The following is a 17,024-nucleotide window of genomic DNA, read 5'->3' on the forward strand; positions in this document are numbered from 1 at the left end:
GCCACGCAAAGCAGCCCATAAAGTGCACAATCGCACAGATTGAGTGCGGCGCCGTTCCAATCAACGCGGCCAGAGTTGCGGGAAAAACGGCCCGTCAATCCGATCCCCCTCGCCATAGCCTGCCGCCTCGAACTGCGCGCGCTCGTCCTTGGCCCAGTCGCCGCGATACCGGATGACACCATCAGGTGCCGTCATGCGAAGGGTGAAGCGCCGCACCGTTTCCGACGGCGTGGTCGAGGACAGCCCGCCATGCAGCGTTCGCATGTCGAAAAAGATACAATCCCCAAGCTCCAGATCCCATTGCAGCAACTCATACGCGCCGGGGTCGGCATTGACATCGGGTGGCGGGTGATAGGTCAGCCCGGCGACTTCGGTGGGCTCATAGCTGGGATGCCCATCGGCAAACCGCACCCGCATGAACAGCTTGTCCCACAGGTGTGAACCCTTCACGAATGCGATGCCGTTTTCCTTGGTCACGGGTTCCAGCGGCAGCCAAAGGACGCACATCGTGCCTTCGAAGTCGAAGTACGACAGGTCCTGATGGAAGGGCGGGCGCGAGGTCGAGCCGGCCTCGCGCAGGAACCAGTTGTCCATGACAAGGTTGATGGATGGCGCCCCCAGCAACCCGGCGGCAAGCGGTGCGCAGGGGGACTTATGAACGAATTCGTTGAATTGCGAGATTTTGTTCCAGGCCCAGTAGTCTTCGTAATAGCCCGGGGCGTTCGGATCCTTGGTATGACGGGTGAAATTATCGGTCGGATTGTCAAGATCGGCGTCGATACCTGCACGCAGCAATGACAACCAGTCGGATGAGAATTTCGACCGCAGAACAATAGCGCCATCGCGTTGGAAGGCGGCAATGTCTTCCTGTGTAACCAGATCTGCTGTCGTCATGGAAGGATCATCCCGATGTGGTTCGGTGGCCCCGAGCATCGCACCACGCACCGCCAGAGGTCAAAGAGATTCGTTTCGACGACCCGGAATCACTCACAGAACCGTGAGGGCGCGGGAATCCAACCGCGCACGGCCTCGGATTTTGAAAGAAACATGCTATGTTTCAGATGGAAGCCGCAGACTGACAAGATTGGATCGCGTATTGGAGGTTTCTCGATGACAGATGCGTTGCTGTCCCGTCGTTCCCTGATCACCCAAGGTGTTGCCGTTTTGGCGACCGGCGCCACAGGGCTTTTGGTGCCTGCCCGCGCAGCCGGGATTGCGCCGACGCCTTCGATGCGGGGCGGATCGAACAACTATCGCCCCGGTGCGCCAATCGTGGACCGGATCGGTGGCGGCGGGTTCTGGATGACCGGCACCGTACGACGGGCGGGCGATGGCGCTCCCCTGCCCGGCCAGCGCATTCAGATCTGGGCCCATACCACAGAAGGGCACGAGCGTGACCCGCAAAGCCATGGGGCGACCTTGACGGATGAAAAGGGTGAATTCCGCCTGGAAATGCCGCAGATCGTTCCTGCATTCGGTCAACCGCACGGGCATCTGGCCTATGACAGCGGCGCGTTCGAAACCGTGTTCCTGCGGCCTGTGATGTCCAGTTCCAAAGACAAGACACTGGCTGCGCATTTCGTGTTGCAACCGCTCTGATCCCGGTGATCCGAACCGGTGTCATTTGGGCGACCCTGATCGCCGCCCTTGCCGTTCCTTTAATCGCTGCGGCAGGCAGCCCGTATCTTGCGTGGCGCGATCCAACCTATATCCTCGCCGGGTTTGCCGGAATTCTGAGCTTGGGCCTGCTGTTGCTGCAGCCGCTTCTGGCCGGAAGATACCTTCCGGGCTTGTCCGCAGTGATAAGCCGCCACATTCACCGCTGGATCGGTCTGACCCTGGTGCTGGCGATTGTGGTCCATGTCGCGGGGTTGTGGCTTACCAGCCCGCCGGATGTGGTGGATGCGTTGTTGTTCGTATCGCCAACGCCGTTCTCGGCCTGGGGTGTCATTGCCATGTGGGCCGCTTTCGGGGCGGCCCTGTTAGGGGTCTTCCGCAAACGTCTGCGCCAGCGCTTTCGTCTTTGGCGGCTGAGCCACACCGCACTGGCCGGGGTGACAATTGTCGGCAGCCTTGTTCACGCCATGCTGATCGAAGGCACGATGGAGATCGTGACCAAAACAGCGCTTTGCGCGCTGGTCCTCTTGGCGAGCGCAAGTACGCTCGCCAAATTGAAAGTTTGGGATATCCGTCGACGCCCTTAGACGCCTAGGCACCAGCGCATCACCGCCTTTTGTGCATGCAGACGGTTTTCGGCTTCATCAAAAATGACCGAGTTCGGTCCATCCATGACCTCGGAGGTCGCTTCTTCCTCGCGGTGGGCCGGCAGGCAATGCATGAACAGCGCATCCGGTTTGGCATGCGACATGAGTTCAGCATTGACCTGATATGGGCGCAGCATGTTGTGGCGGCGCTCTTTGGCCGACTGGGAATCATGCATCGAAACCCAGGTATCCGCGACGACGAGGTCCGCACCTTCCACCGCTTTGTGCGGATCCCTTTCGATCACGATTTTCGAACCTTTTTGACGGGCAAACCCCATGAACTCCTCTTCCGGGTCAAGCTGAGCCGGTCCGGTGAAGGTTAGATCGAATCCGAATTGACCGGCGGCGTGCAGGAAGGAAGCGCAGACATTGTTGCCATCACCGGTCCAGACCACCTTTTTGCCAGCGATGGGGCCGCGATGTTCCTCGAATGTCAGAACGTCAGCCATGATCTGGCAGGGATGGGTGCGGTCGGTCAGGCCGTTGATCACCGGCACGTCCGAGTATTCAGCCATTTCGGTCAGGATGGTTTCATCAAAGGTGCGGATCATGATCATGTCGACATAGCGCGACAGCACGCGGGCGGTGTCGGCGATGGTTTCGCCGTGACCCAGCTGCATGTCCTTGCCGGACAGCACCATGGTCTGCCCGCCCATCTGGCGCACGCCCACGTCGAAAGACACGCGCGTCCGCGTCGAAGGTTTTTCGAAGATCAGCGCCACCATGCGATCTTTCAGCGGTTGTTCGTCGTCAGGGGCGGCCTTGGGGCGGCCCAAACGCGCCTGTTTCATCACGCCCGCCTGATCGATCATGGCCCGCAGATCGGTGGAATCGGTTTTGTGGATATCAAGAAAATGGTTCATGTCGGTTCGTTTCCTGGCTGTCGGTTGCCGGGGGCGCTGCCCCCGGACCCCCGGAGTATTTGGGAAAAGATGAAGGTCAGGCGGTTTGGAGTTGGGTCTCGATCTGCCGGGCGGCCTTGTCGAGGCGGATCATGGCCTGAGCGATATCGTCCTCGGTCAGGGTGAGAGACGGCAACAGGCGGATCACGTTGTCGGCGGCGGGAACGGTGATGACGAGGTTGTCATAACCTGCATTGACCACGTCGATATTGGCAGGCTTGCACTTGAGGCCGAGCATCAGGCCCGATCCGCGCACCTCTTCGAACACGTCGGGGTGATCTGCGATCAGGGCTTCGAGCTTTTGGCGCAGCAGGCCCGCCTTGCGGTTGACGCTTTCCAAAAAGGCAGGTGTTGCCACATGATCGATCACCGCGCAGCCCACCGCGCAGCCCAGCGGGTTGCCGCCATAGGTCGAACCGTGGGTGCCTGCGGTCATGCCGGATGCCGCGTCCTCCGTCGCCAGGACGGCCCCCAGCGGGAAGCCCCCGCCGATGCCTTTGGCGACCATCATGATATCAGGTGTGATGCCGGCCCATTGATGGGCAAAGAGCTTGCCTGTCCGGCCGACGCCGCACTGGACTTCATCAAGGATCAGCAATAGCCCGTTGTCGTCGCAGATCTGACGCAGCGCCTTGAGTTCGGCGTCGGGGACGGGGCGAATACCGCCCTCGCCTTGGATGGGCTCGATCAGGATCGCGGCGGTCTTGTCGGTGATGGCGTCGGTCACGCCGTCCAGATCGCCGAAGGCCACATGCACGAAACCCGGCAGCAGAGGGCCGAAGCCCTTGGTCATTTTCTCGGACCCGGCAGCGGCGATGCCCGCTGACGACCGGCCGTGGAACGAACCATCGAAAGTGATGATCTCGACCCGCTCGGGCTGATCTTTGTTATAGAAATACTTGCGGGCCATTTTCACGGCCAGTTCGCAGGATTCCGTGCCGGAGTTCGTAAAGAAAACCGTATCGGCAAAACTGTGTTCCACCAGCTTGTCAGCCAACGCCTGTTGCTGAGGAATGTTGTACAGGTTCGAGACATGCCACAGCGCATGGGCCTGGTCCGTCAGCGCGGCCACCAATGCCGGATGGGCATGGCCCAGCGCGTTCACGGCGATCCCTGCGCCGAGGTCCAAGAAACGTCGGCCATCCGCCTCGGTCAGCCAGGCGCCTTCGCCCTTCACGAATGTCAGGGGCGCACGGTTATAGGTCGGCAGAACGGACGGGATCATGGGATCATCCTTTTCAGGTAGTATGAGCCTCGTGAGTGATACACGAAGGCCCTGTTCGTCAACAATTTTGGTGAGTTCTGTGCCGATTTGCCGGGCACACGAGATCAAACAGGCCGGTTACGCAAAGATGCGTCGGCGTCGGAGCAGTTGGATATGCACATGTTTGATCATGGCCGACCGTATAGCGATGCTTGCGCAGGTTGGGAAGCCGATATTTTGCAGGGATCGAATTTTGCCCTTGCCAAAGCCTGTGCAACCGCGCACCGCTTGGCCATGTTCCAACCCAAGCACCACAATCCACCGCTTGCCGCTGCGCTCATTTTTGTCGCCACCGCCTTTATCGCGGCGACGACGCTGCTGGCCAAGGCGCTGGGGACGGATGCGTTGGGCCCGCCCTTGCACGCCATGCAGATCAGTCACGGGCGGTTTCTGTTTGCCCTGCTGGCGATTGTGCTGGCGGTTGCAACTCTGCGGCCCCGGTTGGTGCGGCCCCACTGGGGGCTTCACGTCGGGCGGACCAGTTTTGGCTGGGCGGGGGTGACATTGATGTTCGCATCGGTTGCCTTCATTCCGATGGCGGATGCGACGGCCATATCCTTTCTGAACCCTGTCTTTGGTATGGTGCTGGCCATTCCGCTGCTGCAAGAGCGGGTTGGTCCTTGGCGCTGGCTGGCGGCGGCTGTCGCCTTGACGGGCGCGATGATCCTGCTGCGCCCGACCCCCGCCAGCTTTCAGCCCGCAGCCCTTCTGGCGCTGGCGGCGGCTGCGCTGATCGGGATGGAGCTGATTTTCATCAAAAAGCTGTCCGGGCGCGAGCCACCGATGCAGATCCTGCTGATCAACAACGCGATGGGTTTGCTGATCGCCACTTTAGCCGTCAGCTTCGTCTTTCAGATGCCAACCCCGCAGCAGTGGGCGGCATTGGTGGGGATCGGCGTTCTGATGGCCTGCGCCCAGGCCTGTTTCGTCAACGGCATGGCGCGGGCGGATGCATCCTTCGTGGCCCCTATCAGCTATGCCACGCTGATCTTTGCCGCCCTTTACGACTTTGCGGTCTTTGATGTGATCCCCGACTGGATCAGTCTGGTCGGATCTGCGACCATCCTGGCCGGCGGGCTGATCCTGGTCTGGCGAGAAGCGGTGCGGCGCCGTGCCTGAGAGCCTGCCCCGCACGGCGGGAACGGGTGGGTCTGTATCCCGGCCTTTGCAACCAGCCGCGATGGCCAGGCCGCCCTAAGCCTTGAGGCGATATCCGGTGCGCAGCATCAGCCAGGTGATGGCTCCGATCACGAAAGTCGCAAACGTACATACCGCCATCCCCAGCCACGGAGAGCTGTCGGACACTCCGATCATTCCATAGCGCAAACCATCGATCAGATAGAACACCGGGTTCAGGTGGGTCAGGCGGTTCAGCACGGGCGGCAGCGCCTCGACCGAGTAGAACGTACCCGACAGGAAGGCCAGCGGCGTGACGATAAAGTTGGTGATTGCTGCCATCTGGTCGAACTTGTTGGCGAAGATACCGGCAAACAGGCCCAACGCGCCCATTAATGCCCCACCCAGAACAACAAAGGTCAGCGCGATCAGGGGGTGCTGAGGCGCAATGGAGAGCAAGACCAAGAACGCAATCGAGATCACCAGTGCGATCATCACGCCTCGGGCAATGCCACCCGCGAGATAGCCCAGCAGAATCTCGAGCGGTGACAGCGGTGGCATCAAAGTATCGACGATATTGCCCTGCACCTTGGCGATCACCATCGAGGACGAGGTATTGGCAAAGGCATTCTGGATCACCGTCATCATCATGATCCCCGGTGCCAGAAACATCACAAACGGCACCCCCATGACATCGGGCCGACTGGGTCCGATGGCGATGGTGAAGATCAACAGGAACAGCCCCGCCGTAACCAGTGGTGCCAGAACCGTCTGCGTCCAGACGGCCAGAAAACGCAGGGTTTCGCGCTGCGCCAGCGTGTACAGGCCCATCCAGTTGACTGCTCCGAAGCGACGCGCGGTCTGATCTGCGGGATTTTGCATGATTTGCCCTCAACCTGATTCGAAGACAGCTTGTAACTCGGGCAGCAGTGTTTAGAATAGGGGGCTGAGACGAATTCCCAAGGCGGCCCGAATCCGGGGCCGCTTTCCGCTTTTGAAAGGCTAACGATGTCCTGGACAGACGAGCGTGTTGAACTGCTGAAGAAGATGTGGGGCGAAGGCCAGTCGGCCAGCCAGATTGCCAAGGAACTGGGCGGCGTGACCCGCAATGCGGTGATCGGCAAGGTGCACCGCCTGGGCCTGTCGAACCGGACGGCAGGCGCATCCCCGGCCAAGGCGGAACCGAAAGAAAAACCGGCGCCCGCCCCAAAGGCCGAGGCCAAGCCCAAACCTGCGCCCAAGACCGAACCGGCGCGTCCGGCCCCGGCCCCGACCGCCGAGGCGAAACCGGTCGTTCCGGCCCGCCGTCAGATCATCCCCGCCGGTCAGCCGCTGCCACCGCAGCCATCGGCCAACGAGATCAGCCCCGAGGCGCTGGCCAAGGTCAACGAGGTTGAAAAGAAAGCCAAGAAGCTGACTCTGATGGAATTGACAGAGAAAACCTGCAAGTGGCCCGTGGGCGACCCCGCGACCGAGGATTTCTGGTTCTGCGGCCTTCCGGTTGAGGCGGGCAAACCCTATTGCGAGGCGCATGTGGGCGTGGCCTTCCAGCCGATGAGCTCGCGCAGGGATCGTCGGCGGTAATTGCGAACACAAGAACCTAAATCATGTCTATGGAACGTGAAAAGGGCGCAGGCGTTTCGCCGCGCCTCTTATCGGAGGCGTTGCATAGTCAAAAACGACGCAAGGCGTAACTGGTTCTTACAAAGAAAACACCCTCGCTGAATGCTGCGAGGGTGTTTTAGTTCGGAGCGTCAGCTTTGCGGACAATGCGGACCTTATGGCCCGAGCGACTGACCCGTCAGGAAAGAGCTATCTCCAAACGGTCCAACGCATTGGGCGGCCACACCTCATCGAATTTGTAAAATTCCTCAAAGATAGGAATGTCTTTGCTGAGTGGCACCCAAGCCTGCTTGCTGTTGGTGAAAATCTGTACATTCGGAGGACATTGATCCGGGTTGTTCAATGTTCCGACACGCACGTACCTTAGCTTGCCAAGGCGGATCATGTAGCTGCTAAAAACGGCGACGCCACAATCCCTACAGCGCGTAATGATCTGACCTTTCCCGCTTGGAGTAGAGAGCTCATGTTCAGTGATTGGCCCCTCAAACTGCACGCGATCAGCCTCAATGATGGCGTTCAAGACGTAGGCCGCTCCGGTTTGCCGCTGACATTCGCCGCAGTGGCAGCAATGCACGAACATGGGTGGTGACGTCATCTGATACGTTACGGCTCCGCAACCGCATTTCCCCTTGATCATTGTTTCCCCCTAATTGCTTCCTTGCATTCAAGCCATCGCTCTTATTGAACCAGTTCATAATGCTTGATCGAACGCGACTCGACCAATTCGGCTTCCGCCGGATCGATATGCGGGCTCTGGTAGTTATCGCCGACAAAAGCCTTTAGTGACTCCAGGTTTTCCCAAATCATCACAAAGCTGAACTCTCGCGGTGTGTCAGCACGTGCGGCACCAGGAAACACTTGAACGATGCCCTTGGTACCTCTCATCAAGGGGATAGCTGTTTCATGGAAGAACTTGCTGAACTCTTCCTCTTTGCCCGGCCGTGTCACGACCTGAAAAATACGCATGATCATTCATCCGACCTCCGTAAAGTACGGTTCCTGAATGTATGAGCGCCTCTGGTTCTGCGAACATATCATTTCGTTCCGAGATTGTCTGCTTTGGGCTCGAACCTGACATTGAAGTGCCGGTGATCTTGGAGTCACTGGCACATGGCAGCCTTTCACTGCGCGGGATGTGTCGGCAGGTTCGGCATCGCCACCCATCCGGGCAGTTCGTCCGGCGAAACGGAAACATGCAGGCGTTCTGACGGGTCCTGCCCGACCTTGCGGTGCTTTCGCAGCAGGAAAATCTTGCCCCAACCGCGCCATGTGCCAACCGACGGCGCATGGGGGTCAATGGGAAACCGATCGCGCCAGCCGTCGGGCAATGTCAGACCGTGCAATTCCGCCTTGTCCAGCATCCAGATCAGGGAAATGTTGCTCAGCGGCCGCGCCTCTTCGTAGCCGTTCAATTGGCCACCTATGTCGCCATGGGTTCCACGGAACCAGACCTGCTCCACATGGCCCTTGAACTCGGGCGTGCAGGTCCACAGAACTGGTTCGAACACTTCGCGCGTCTCATCCAGCGCCAAAGCGTGATACCCGTGGCGGGTGACCGGGCCCAGCTGATGGTTGTGAAAGGCGTGCTTCTCTTCGGCCCAGCGCCACAGCAGCGGCAGACGCAAACCCAGCGCCTTGACCGTGTCCCAGACGCCGATCATCTCGATCTCGACCCCGTCGTGGCAGAAACGTCGGCGGAATTCGCTGGCGGCGATGCCGTCTGGATTGCATTCATAGTGGCGATACGCTTGCAGTATGTTTCGCTCGGTGGCGTGTTCCGCCTTGAGCAGGCCGATCATGTCGATCACGCCGGCCAGACTGCGCACGCCATAGGCACCGCGCGAATAGCCGATGAAAAAGATCTTGTCGCCCGGCTTGTAGCGGGACGCCAAATACCCATAGGCGCGACGGATCTGGCGGTTGATGCCCCGGCCCATCATCACGTCCAGCGAGGACTTCCAGCTTTCCCACTGCACGCCTGCCTCGTAGAACACCGAAACCTTGCTGCCCATCTCGCAGCACAGGCGAAATGTCTGACCGGCGTGGGTTTCAAACCCCGGTACCAGAGTGGACATGGTGCCATCAAGAATGATGACATGGCTGATCGGTTCGCGGTGCCGCGTCTCGGCGGAATGCTCGGACCGCAAAGGGCGCCCGAGCCATCCCAGAACCTTTCTACTCAGCCGCGACAGATTCATGCGTCAGCAATTCCCATACTTTGTGAGGTGTGAAAGGCATGTCCGCCTGCCGCACCCCGTGGTCCCAGAGCGCATCCTGAACCGCGTTCGCGACAGCGGCCAGTGCGCCCACGGTGCCAGCCTCGCCACACCCTTTCATCCCCATCGGGTTCGAGGTTGACGGAACCGGCGCCGAGGTAAACTTAATCATGGGTATGTCGGTTGCACGGGGCAAGGCGTAATCCATAAACGAAGCCGTGAGCAGTTGCCCATGTGCATCGTGCACGACATGTTCGGTCAGGGCCTGGCCGATACCCTGCACCACCCCGCCATGCACCTGCCCTTCGGCCAGCATCGGGTTGATAAGATTGCCAAAATCGTCAACCACCGTGTAGCGATCCACCCAGGTTTCGCCGGTGCAAGAATCGATCACGACTTCGGCAACATGCGCGCCGTTCGGGTAGCTGCGCGCATCCAGATTGGCGCGGGCCTCATGTTGCAGCAGATCCGTTCGACCATCGGCACGCGCCATCTCGGCGGCTTCGGTCAGGGTCGGCGTCAGGTTGGAGCCCGGCGCTCGGAATGTCTCGTGGTCAAAACTCACATCATTTTCCTCTACCCCCATCTTATCGGCAAGATAAGGCGTGAATGCGGCGATCATCTTGTCAATCGTGGCCAGGGTGGCCGTGCTTTGCACCGTGACCGAGCGGGACCCGCCAGTGCCGCCGCCATGGGCAAGCCGGTCGGTATCGCCCTGAATGACGGTGATCTTGTCCATGGGGATACCCGTCTGATCTGACAGGAACTGGGCGTAGACCGTCTCATGCCCCTGCCCGTTCGATTGTGTGCCGACGTAAAGATTCACCGTTCCATCCTCGCAAAACGCGACCTTCGCGTTTTCGGAAGGGTCCCCCAAAATGCTTTCGATATAGTAACAGAGACCCTGCCCCCGGATCAGACCGCGTTCGGCATCCGCAGCTTTGCGGGCCTCGAACCCTGTGGTCTGGTCGGCCGCGCGGGTGAAAACCATGTCGAAATCGCCGACATCATACGTTTCGCCGGTGGAAGTGGTGTAGGGGAAATCGCCGGGGCGGATGAAATTCCTGCTCCGCAGTTCCCATGGGTCAACGCCCAGTTCACGCGCGGCGCGGTCCATCGCGCGTTCAAGCACGTAAATCGCCTCGGGGCGGCCCGCACCGCGATACGCATCCACCTGCGTCGTGTTCGTATAAAAGCCTTCGACCCGCAAATAAGTGGTCTGGACGTCATAGACACCCATCAGCACTTTGCTGAACAGGCTGGTCTGGATCGCCTGACCAAAGTGGCTGTTGTATGCGCCAAGGTTCACCTTGCTGTGGACCCGATAGGCGGTGATCTTGTGATCGGCGTCAAAGGCCAGCTCGGCCAGCGAGGTCAGATCGCGGCCATGATGATCAGACAGCATCGCCTCGGATCGGTCGGACATCCAGTGCACCGGCTGACCCAGCTTCATCGCCGCCACGGAGACGCAGAAATATTCAGGGTACGGCATGACTTTCATACCGAAACCACCACCCACATCCGGGGTCGTGACGCGTATGTCGTCCGCATCCAGTTTCAGTTTTTGTGCCAGTTGGGCCTTCATCGCCCATACGCCCTGACCTCCGTAGGAGAAATGCAGGCGCCCCTCGGACCAGTTCGCCTGACATCCGCGCGGCTCCAGCGAACTGATGATGACCCTGTTGTCGGTGACGTTCAGCGACACGGTATGCGCGGCCGCCTGAAAGGCTGCCTGGGTCGCGGTTTCGTCGCCCAACCCCCAATCGAACGCACGGTTCTCGGGCGCTTCCACGTGCAGGATCTCGCCCCCGGCCTCGACGTCCAACTTGGCCGGGCGCTCTTGCGTATCCATCCAGATCAATTCAACCGCGTCCTGCGCCTGCGTCAGGGTATCCGCAATGACAACTGCCACCGGCTCGCCCACGAAACGCACGCGATCCCTGGCCAGCATGTGCCGATCGGGCGCAGCGGCCCTGGACCCATCCCGGTTCTGCAAGACGGCCGCATTCAGCACCGTATCGATGCCTGATGCTGCCAGATCGTCCAGCGTCATGACCAGCCGAACGCCGTCGGCAGCCCGTGCGGCCTCGACATCCAGAGACGTGATGTCACCATGCGCCACCGGGCTGCGGAAGAATGCGGCAAACAAAGCGTTCCCGGGCACCGCATCATCCATGTAACGCCCCTGCCCGGTCAGGAACCGTTGATCCTCGGTCCGTTTCACCGGCTGGCTTCTGCCGAACTTTTCCATGGGTGGCCCTCCTGCGCGATATCAGGGGCGAGCCTAGCCCGCGACCCGGCGATGTCCAGCGGGGTTCACCGAAATTCGTTTGCGCCCAAAGGATGTTCGGCTAGCCTTGGGCCATGAGCTGGACGCATGATACCGTTTTTCCTTTCTCTGCCCTGATGACCAGCGGGCAGTCGACCACACATGACGTTTATGTCGGCGGCGAAGGCCCACCGATCCTGATCCTTCAGGAACTGCCCGGGATCGGGCCCGAAACGCTGGCGTTGTCCGCCAAGCTCAACGCATCCGGCTTTCGCGTCTACCTGCCTCATTTGTTTGGAACCTATGGCAAGGTTGAAATGGGCAAGAACATGGCCCGGTTGTTCTGCGTACGGCGCGAGTTCAACATTTTCGCCCGTGGCAAGCAGAGCCCCATTGCAGGATGGATGCGCGCCCTGACCCGTGAAATCAAGCAGCGCGAAAACAGCGCGGGTGTGGGCGTCATCGGTATGTGCCTGACCGGCAGTTTTGCCCTTACCCTCATGGCCGAAGACGCCGTTCTGGGCGGGGTAGCCAGCCAAACTGCGCTGCCGATCCTCGGGGGCCGCCATCTGCATATGAGCGCTGAAGACATCGGCGCGGCCTCTGCGGGTATGGCCGCGAAAGGCCCCGGTCTGGCGATGCGGTATTCCGAAGACAAGCTTGCACCAAAGAAACTGATGCGGGCGCTTGAACAGGCATTCGGCAATCTGCTGGAAACCGTCGAATATCCCGGCAAGGATCATTCGCTGCTGACGCTGGATTTCCATGAACCCGCCTATCAACGCGTTGACGCCTATTTCAAAGCACGCTTTGGCGTGGCTTAGGCGCACTAGGCCTTCCCCTTGCCGCGCGCATTCGCTATTGCAGGCGCTGACCCGAATTTGTTGACGCAGGACGCATCCCATGGCGATGGAAAAGACATTCAACGCGGCCGAGGCCGAGGCCCGCATTTATGAGGCCTGGGAACAGGCCGGAGCCTTCAAGGCAGGCGCGAACAAATCGCGCGACGAGAGCTTTTGCATCATGATCCCGCCGCCGAACGTGACCGGTGCGCTGCATGTGGGCCATGCATTCAACAACACTCTACAGGACATTCTGATCCGCTGGCACCGGATGCGTGGCTTTGACACGTTGTGGCAGCCCGGGCAGGATCACGCCGGTATCGCAACCCAGATGCAGGTTGAGAAGATGCTGGCCGCCACCCAACAACCCAGCCGCAACGAATTGGGCCGCGAAAAGTTTCTGGAGAAAGTCTGGGAATGGAAGGGTGAATACGGCGGCACTATCATCGAGCAGCTGAAGCGCCTCGGCTCTTCCTGCGACTGGTCGCGCAACGCATTTACCATGGCCGGTGCGGCGGGCGATCCGCGCACGGGCCACGAAAACAGCCCCAACTTCCACGACGCGGTCATCAAGGTTTTTGTCGACATGTACGACAAAGGCCTGATCTATCGCGGCAAGCGGCTGGTCAACTGGGACCCGCATTTCGAAACCGCGATTTCGGACCTCGAGGTCGAGAATATCGAGGTTGCCGGCCATATGTGGCACTTCAAGTACCCTTTGGCGGGCGGTGAGACATATGAGTATTTGGAAAAAGATGAAGATGGGAATGTGATCTTCCGCGAGGAGCGGGATTATATTTCCATCGCCACCACCCGCCCCGAAACCATGCTAGGCGACGGCGCGGTTGCGGTGCACCCCTCGGACGAACGCTATGCGCCGATCGTCGGCAAGCTGTGCGAAATCCCGGTTGGTCCGAAAGAGCATCGCCGCCAGATCCCGATCATCACCGATGACTACCCCGACCCGAATTTCGGCTCGGGCGCGGTGAAGATCACCGGCGCGCATGACTTCAATGACAACATGGTCGCCAAACGCGGTGGTATTCCGATGTACCGCCTGATGGACACCAAGGGCGCGATGCGCGCCGATGGGGCTCCTTATGCCGAAGAGGCAGGCAAGGCGCAGGACTATGCGCGTGGGCGCGCGTTCACCGAGAACGAAATCGACGCGATCAATCTCGTGCCGGATCATCTGCGTGGACTCGACCGGTTCGAAGCGCGAGCCAAGGTGGTGGAAGAGATCACGGCTGATGGTCTGGCTGTGATGACCCGCGCGGATGATCCGCGCCTGGGATCAACCGCTTTGAAGCCGGATCAGGAAGGCGCCGACACGCTGGTGCCGCTGGTCGAAAGCAAACCGATCATGCAGCCCTTCGGCGACCGGTCGAAGGTGGTGATCGAGCCGATGTTCACCGATCAGTGGTTCGTCGATGCCGCCAAGGTCGTCGGCCCTGCGCTGGACGCGGTCAAGGACGGCACGGTCAAGATCATCCCCGAGTCGGGCGAGAAGACCTATTACCACTGGCTGGAAAATATCGAGCCCTGGTGTATCAGCCGCCAACTGTGGTGGGGGCATCAGATTCCGGTTTGGTATGGTCTCGACCTGTCGGCAGAAGACTTCATTGACGACGAGAATGATGGCGACCTTGATCTGGTTGAATTGGGTCGTTTGCTGAACGAAGGCGGCATGCTGCACCGTGGCAATGTCATGGAATGTGCCGCGAGCTTTGAGGCCGTTACCGAAAAGTTCCTGGACGACAATGCGGACATTCCCAGCCCTCTGAGCCACGCGACCGTGATCGAAGTCGCCGACAAGCAGGAGGCGATCCATCGGTTCGCCGAAAGCCTGGCGCAGTACGCCGTTGAACAGGACCCGACCAAGCTGGTTTACCCGGTGTGGCGCGACCCTGACGTGCTGGACACGTGGTTCTCCTCCGGCCTGTGGCCCATCGGCACGCTGGGCTGGCCCGAACAGACCGAAGAGTTGCAGCGCTACTTCCCCACCGATGTCCTGATCACCGGTTTCGACATCCTGTTCTTCTGGGTCGCCCGGATGATGATGATGCAGCTGGCCGTGGTCGATCAGATCCCATTCCACACCGTTTACCTGCACCAGCTCGTCCGCGACGAGAAGGGCAAGAAGATGTCCAAGACCACCGGCAACGTCATCGACCCACTGGAGATTGTGGACGAATTCGGCGCCGACGCGCTGCGCTTCACCAACGCGTCGATGGCGGCGATTGGCGGGGTGCTGAAACTCTCCCGCGAACGCATCACCGGTTATCGCAACTTTGGCACCAAACTGTGGAACGCCGTCCGCTTTGCCGAGATGAACGAAGTTTTCACCGACGCCGTTCCGCAGCTGGACGTTGCCGATCTGAAACCCAAGGCCGCCGTGAACCGCTGGATCATCGGCGAAACCGCCCGGGTGCGCGAAGAGGTCGACGCGGCGCTGGGCAGTTACCGCTTCAACGACGCGGCGAACGGGCTTTATGCCTTTGTCTGGGGCAAGGTCTGTGACTGGTATGTGGAACTGTCCAAACCTCTGCTGCAAGGCGATGACGCCGAGGCCCAGGCTGAAACCCGCGCCACCATGCGCTGGGTTCTGGATCAGTGCCTGGTCCTGCTGCACCCGATCATGCCATTCATTACCGAGGAACTGTGGGGCCTGACCGGCACCCGCGCCAAGATGTTGGTGCATGCCGACTGGCCGACCTATGCCGCCGCCGAACTGGTCGATGCCGACGCGGATCGCGAAATGAACTGGGTGATCTCGGTGATCGAGAACACCCGTTCGGCCCGCGCCCAGATGCGCGTTCCGGCCGGTTTGTACGTGCCGATGCTGGTGACCGAGATCGACGCCCACGGCCAGGCCGCCTGGGACCGGAACGAGGCGCTGATCAAGCGACTGGCCCGGATCGACAGCCTGACCAAGGCCGACACGCTGCCCAAGGGCACCATCTCTATCGCGGCGCCCGGCGCGTCCTTTGGCCTGCCGCTGGCGGATATCATCGACATCGGCGCGGAAAAGGAACGGCTGGAAAAGGCCAAGGGCAAGCTGGCCAAGGAACTTGGTGGCCTGCGTGGCCGTCTGAACAACCCGAAATTCGTGGCCTCGGCCCCCGCAGAGGTCGTGGAAGAGGCCAAAGCCAACCTCGTCGCCCGCGAAGAGGAAGAGGCGAAACTGAACGAGGCGCTGGCCCGACTGACCGAAATCGCCTGATCTTCATCTTTTCACAAATACTCAAATCCGGAACCCCGCCGCGGCCACAACGGCGGGGTTTTCTTTTGCACGCTCGGGCCTTGCCCGACCCTGCCCCTGCTTGTTAGCAATCAGCGAACACATTTCTCCGAGGCCGTCATGACGCACAATGCCCCACCGCTCCAGACAGTCTCGACCGGGCTGGTTGTGGCAATCGTCGGTTTTTTCAGCTCTTTCCCGATCGTCTTGCAGGGGTTGGCGGCGATGGGCGCGTCCCCGGCGCAGGCGGCGTCCGGATTGATGATGGCGGCGATCGCCATGGGCCTGACCGCCATCGTGCTGAGCCTGTGGTACCGACAGCCGATCAGCGTGGCCTGGTCCACGCCGGGTGCGGCCCTACTGGCGGTTTCCGCCACACCTGCGCTGGGGTTTGCCGAAGCGACAGGCGCGTTCCTTTGTGCAGGGGCTTTGACCGTGTTGGCCGGGCTGTGGCGACCATTGGGGCGAATGGCTGCGGCTATACCGACGACCCTGGCGCAGGCCATGTTGGGGGGCGTCTTGCTGCCGCTTTGCATATTGCCCTTTCAGGCAGCGGTTGACCTGCCATGGCAAGCCTTGCCGGTAATTCTGACATGGTTCATCGCCGGCCGGATCAACCGCCTGTTTGCCGTTCCGGCTGCGGTCGTGGCAGCGGCAGCCGTCGTCGTTCTGAACGCCGGGGACGCGTCGCTGACGCCGAAGCAATGGATCGCGGCTCCGGTCTGGACCACGCCCAGCTTCTCTGTGGCTTCGGTCATCGGGATTGCCGTGCCGCTGTTCATCGTCACGATGGCGACCCAGAACATCCCCGGCATCGCGGTGATCCGCAGCTTTGGCTATGCGCCGCAGACCGGCAAACTGTTCTCGTCCGTGGGTATTTCCAGCATCTTGTCTTCTCCGTTCGGTGCCCCCGCCACCTGCCTTGCGGCGATCACCGCTGCGATGTGCGCGAACGAGGACAGCCACCCCGACCCCGCGCAACGCTATTGGTCTGCCGTGATGGGTGGATTGTTCTATTGCCTGTTCGGGGTGTTCGCCGTGGCGATTACCGGGTTCGCCATTCATGCCGATCCACTGTTGATGGGCACGCTGACCGGTGTTGCGCTGATCGGGGTGATGGCCAATGCCACATCCGCCGCGCTGGAAGTTCCGGCCGAGCGCGAAGCGGCCATCCTGACCTTTGCCATCACTGCATCAGGGATCACCGCGTTCGGGCTTGGTGCGGCGGTCTGGGGCTTGCTGGCAGGCGGGATGGCCTATCTTGTGAAACTACGCTTTCGCTAAACG

At 60.5% G+C, this 17,024-nt stretch carries 15 protein-coding genes; 7 read left to right on the forward strand and 8 right to left on the reverse strand.

Annotated elements, in window-relative coordinates:
• Window positions 1-60 precede the first annotated feature (60 nt).
• On the reverse strand, window positions 61-894 hold the full coding sequence (locus GS620_RS12960; protein WP_171616226.1) for a phytanoyl-CoA dioxygenase family protein: 834 nt from the start codon (window positions 892-894) through the stop codon (window positions 61-63).
• Between the two features lie 216 nt (window positions 895-1,110).
• Between GS620_RS12960 and GS620_RS12965 the strand changes: the two genes are divergently transcribed.
• Together GS620_RS12965 and GS620_RS12970 are read left to right on the forward strand one after the other, a co-directional pair.
• Entirely contained in the window at window positions 1,111-1,599 is a 489-nt protein-coding gene (locus GS620_RS12965) for a twin-arginine translocation pathway signal (protein ID WP_171117607.1), read from the forward strand.
• Between the two features lie 8 nt (window positions 1,600-1,607).
• The gene (locus tag GS620_RS12970) at window positions 1,608-2,204 is read left to right on the forward strand and encodes a ferric reductase-like transmembrane domain-containing protein (protein WP_371419741.1); all 597 of its coding nucleotides are present in this window, start codon (window positions 1,608-1,610) and stop codon (window positions 2,202-2,204) included.
• Here GS620_RS12970 and argF read toward each other — a convergent pair.
• On the reverse strand, window positions 2,201-3,127 hold the full coding sequence (gene argF / locus GS620_RS12975) for an ornithine carbamoyltransferase (protein ID WP_152457303.1): 927 nt from the start codon (window positions 3,125-3,127) through the stop codon (window positions 2,201-2,203). The genes GS620_RS12970 and argF overlap by 4 nt on opposite strands.
• Window positions 3,128-3,203: 76 nt before the next feature.
• Complete coding sequence (locus tag GS620_RS12980; protein WP_171616228.1) at window positions 3,204-4,391, reverse strand: aspartate aminotransferase family protein; 1,188 nt, start codon at window positions 4,389-4,391, stop codon at window positions 3,204-3,206.
• 273 nt (window positions 4,392-4,664) lie between these two features.
• On the opposite strand from GS620_RS12980, the gene GS620_RS12985 reads away from it, so the two are divergent.
• Window positions 4,665-5,549: a DMT family transporter gene (locus GS620_RS12985; protein ID WP_171616444.1), complete on the forward strand. Its 885-nt coding sequence runs from the start codon at window positions 4,665-4,667 to the stop codon at window positions 5,547-5,549.
• 75 nt (window positions 5,550-5,624) lie between these two features.
• Here GS620_RS12985 and GS620_RS12990 read toward each other — a convergent pair whose 3' ends face one another.
• Window positions 5,625-6,428, reverse strand: a complete 804-nt coding sequence (locus GS620_RS12990; RefSeq protein WP_171205671.1) for an ABC transporter permease — start codon at window positions 6,426-6,428, stop codon at window positions 5,625-5,627.
• 126 nt (window positions 6,429-6,554) lie between these two features.
• On the opposite strand from GS620_RS12990, the gene GS620_RS12995 reads away from it, so the two are divergent.
• Window positions 6,555-7,130, forward strand: a complete 576-nt coding sequence (locus GS620_RS12995) for a GcrA family cell cycle regulator (RefSeq protein ID WP_152457300.1) — start codon at window positions 6,555-6,557, stop codon at window positions 7,128-7,130.
• A gap of 217 nt (window positions 7,131-7,347) precedes the next feature.
• Here the strand turns inward: GS620_RS12995 and GS620_RS13000 are convergent, their stop codons facing one another.
• From GS620_RS13000 to GS620_RS13015, 4 genes are all read right to left on the reverse strand, one after another.
• Window positions 7,348-7,806: a GFA family protein gene (locus GS620_RS13000; RefSeq protein ID WP_171205670.1), complete on the reverse strand. Its 459-nt coding sequence runs from the start codon at window positions 7,804-7,806 to the stop codon at window positions 7,348-7,350.
• Window positions 7,807-7,847: 41 nt separating this feature from the next.
• Window positions 7,848-8,141, reverse strand: a complete 294-nt coding sequence (locus tag GS620_RS13005; RefSeq protein ID WP_152456701.1) for a putative quinol monooxygenase — start codon at window positions 8,139-8,141, stop codon at window positions 7,848-7,850.
• 149 nt (window positions 8,142-8,290) lie between these two features.
• Complete coding sequence (locus GS620_RS13010; RefSeq protein ID WP_171205669.1) at window positions 8,291-9,367, reverse strand: DUF2235 domain-containing protein; 1,077 nt, start codon at window positions 9,365-9,367, stop codon at window positions 8,291-8,293.
• Complete coding sequence (locus GS620_RS13015; protein ID WP_171616230.1) at window positions 9,345-11,636, reverse strand: xanthine dehydrogenase family protein molybdopterin-binding subunit; 2,292 nt, start codon at window positions 11,634-11,636, stop codon at window positions 9,345-9,347. The genes GS620_RS13010 and GS620_RS13015 overlap by 23 nt, the downstream gene beginning before the upstream one ends.
• A 113-nt stretch (window positions 11,637-11,749) precedes the next feature.
• Here GS620_RS13015 and GS620_RS13020 point away from each other — a divergent pair, with 113 nt between their 5' ends.
• From GS620_RS13020 to GS620_RS13030, 3 genes are all read left to right on the forward strand, one after another.
• Window positions 11,750-12,478 (forward strand): dienelactone hydrolase family protein, encoded by a 729-nt coding sequence (locus GS620_RS13020; protein ID WP_171117594.1) that lies wholly within the window; start codon window positions 11,750-11,752, stop codon window positions 12,476-12,478.
• Window positions 12,479-12,557: 79 nt separating this feature from the next.
• A complete protein-coding gene (locus GS620_RS13025; protein WP_171616239.1) occupies window positions 12,558-15,719 on the forward strand; it encodes a valine--tRNA ligase in 3,162 nt (1,053 codons plus the stop codon).
• A gap of 138 nt (window positions 15,720-15,857) precedes the next feature.
• Entirely contained in the window at window positions 15,858-17,021 is a 1,164-nt protein-coding gene (locus GS620_RS13030) for a benzoate/H(+) symporter BenE family transporter (RefSeq protein WP_171616241.1), read from the forward strand.
• Window positions 17,022-17,024: the final 3 nt, after the last annotated feature.

The sequence above is a fragment of the Ruegeria sp. HKCCD6428 genome, assembly GCF_013110595.1.
In the GTDB taxonomy this organism is placed as follows: Bacteria; Pseudomonadota; Alphaproteobacteria; order Rhodobacterales; family Rhodobacteraceae; genus Ruegeria.

Bases quoted from the DNA above. Each gene is read 5' to 3' on its own strand.
- GS620_RS12960 (WP_171616226.1), bottom strand. From the start codon at position 894: ATGACGACAGCAGATCTGGTTACACAGGAAGACATTGCCGCCTTCCAA.
- GS620_RS12965 (WP_171117607.1), top strand. From the start codon at position 1,111: ATGACAGATGCGTTGCTGTCCCGTCGTTCCCTGATCACCCAAGGTGTT.
- argF (WP_152457303.1), bottom strand. From the start codon at position 3,127: ATGAACCATTTTCTTGATATCCACAAAACCGATTCCACCGATCTGCGG.
- GS620_RS12980 (WP_171616228.1), bottom strand. From the start codon at position 4,391: ATGATCCCGTCCGTTCTGCCGACCTATAACCGTGCGCCCCTGACATTC.
- GS620_RS12985 (WP_171616444.1), top strand. From the start codon at position 4,665: ATGTTCCAACCCAAGCACCACAATCCACCGCTTGCCGCTGCGCTCATT.
- GS620_RS12990 (WP_171205671.1), bottom strand. From the start codon at position 6,428: ATGCAAAATCCCGCAGATCAGACCGCGCGTCGCTTCGGAGCAGTCAAC.
- GS620_RS12995 (WP_152457300.1), top strand. From the start codon at position 6,555: ATGTCCTGGACAGACGAGCGTGTTGAACTGCTGAAGAAGATGTGGGGC.
- GS620_RS13000 (WP_171205670.1), bottom strand. From the start codon at position 7,806: ATGATCAAGGGGAAATGCGGTTGCGGAGCCGTAACGTATCAGATGACG.
- GS620_RS13005 (WP_152456701.1), bottom strand. From the start codon at position 8,141: ATGATCATGCGTATTTTTCAGGTCGTGACACGGCCGGGCAAAGAGGAA.
- GS620_RS13010 (WP_171205669.1), bottom strand. From the start codon at position 9,367: ATGAATCTGTCGCGGCTGAGTAGAAAGGTTCTGGGATGGCTCGGGCGC.
- GS620_RS13015 (WP_171616230.1), bottom strand. From the start codon at position 11,636: ATGGAAAAGTTCGGCAGAAGCCAGCCGGTGAAACGGACCGAGGATCAA.
- GS620_RS13020 (WP_171117594.1), top strand. From the start codon at position 11,750: ATGAGCTGGACGCATGATACCGTTTTTCCTTTCTCTGCCCTGATGACC.
- GS620_RS13025 (WP_171616239.1), top strand. From the start codon at position 12,558: ATGGCGATGGAAAAGACATTCAACGCGGCCGAGGCCGAGGCCCGCATT.
- GS620_RS13030 (WP_171616241.1), top strand. From the start codon at position 15,858: ATGACGCACAATGCCCCACCGCTCCAGACAGTCTCGACCGGGCTGGTT.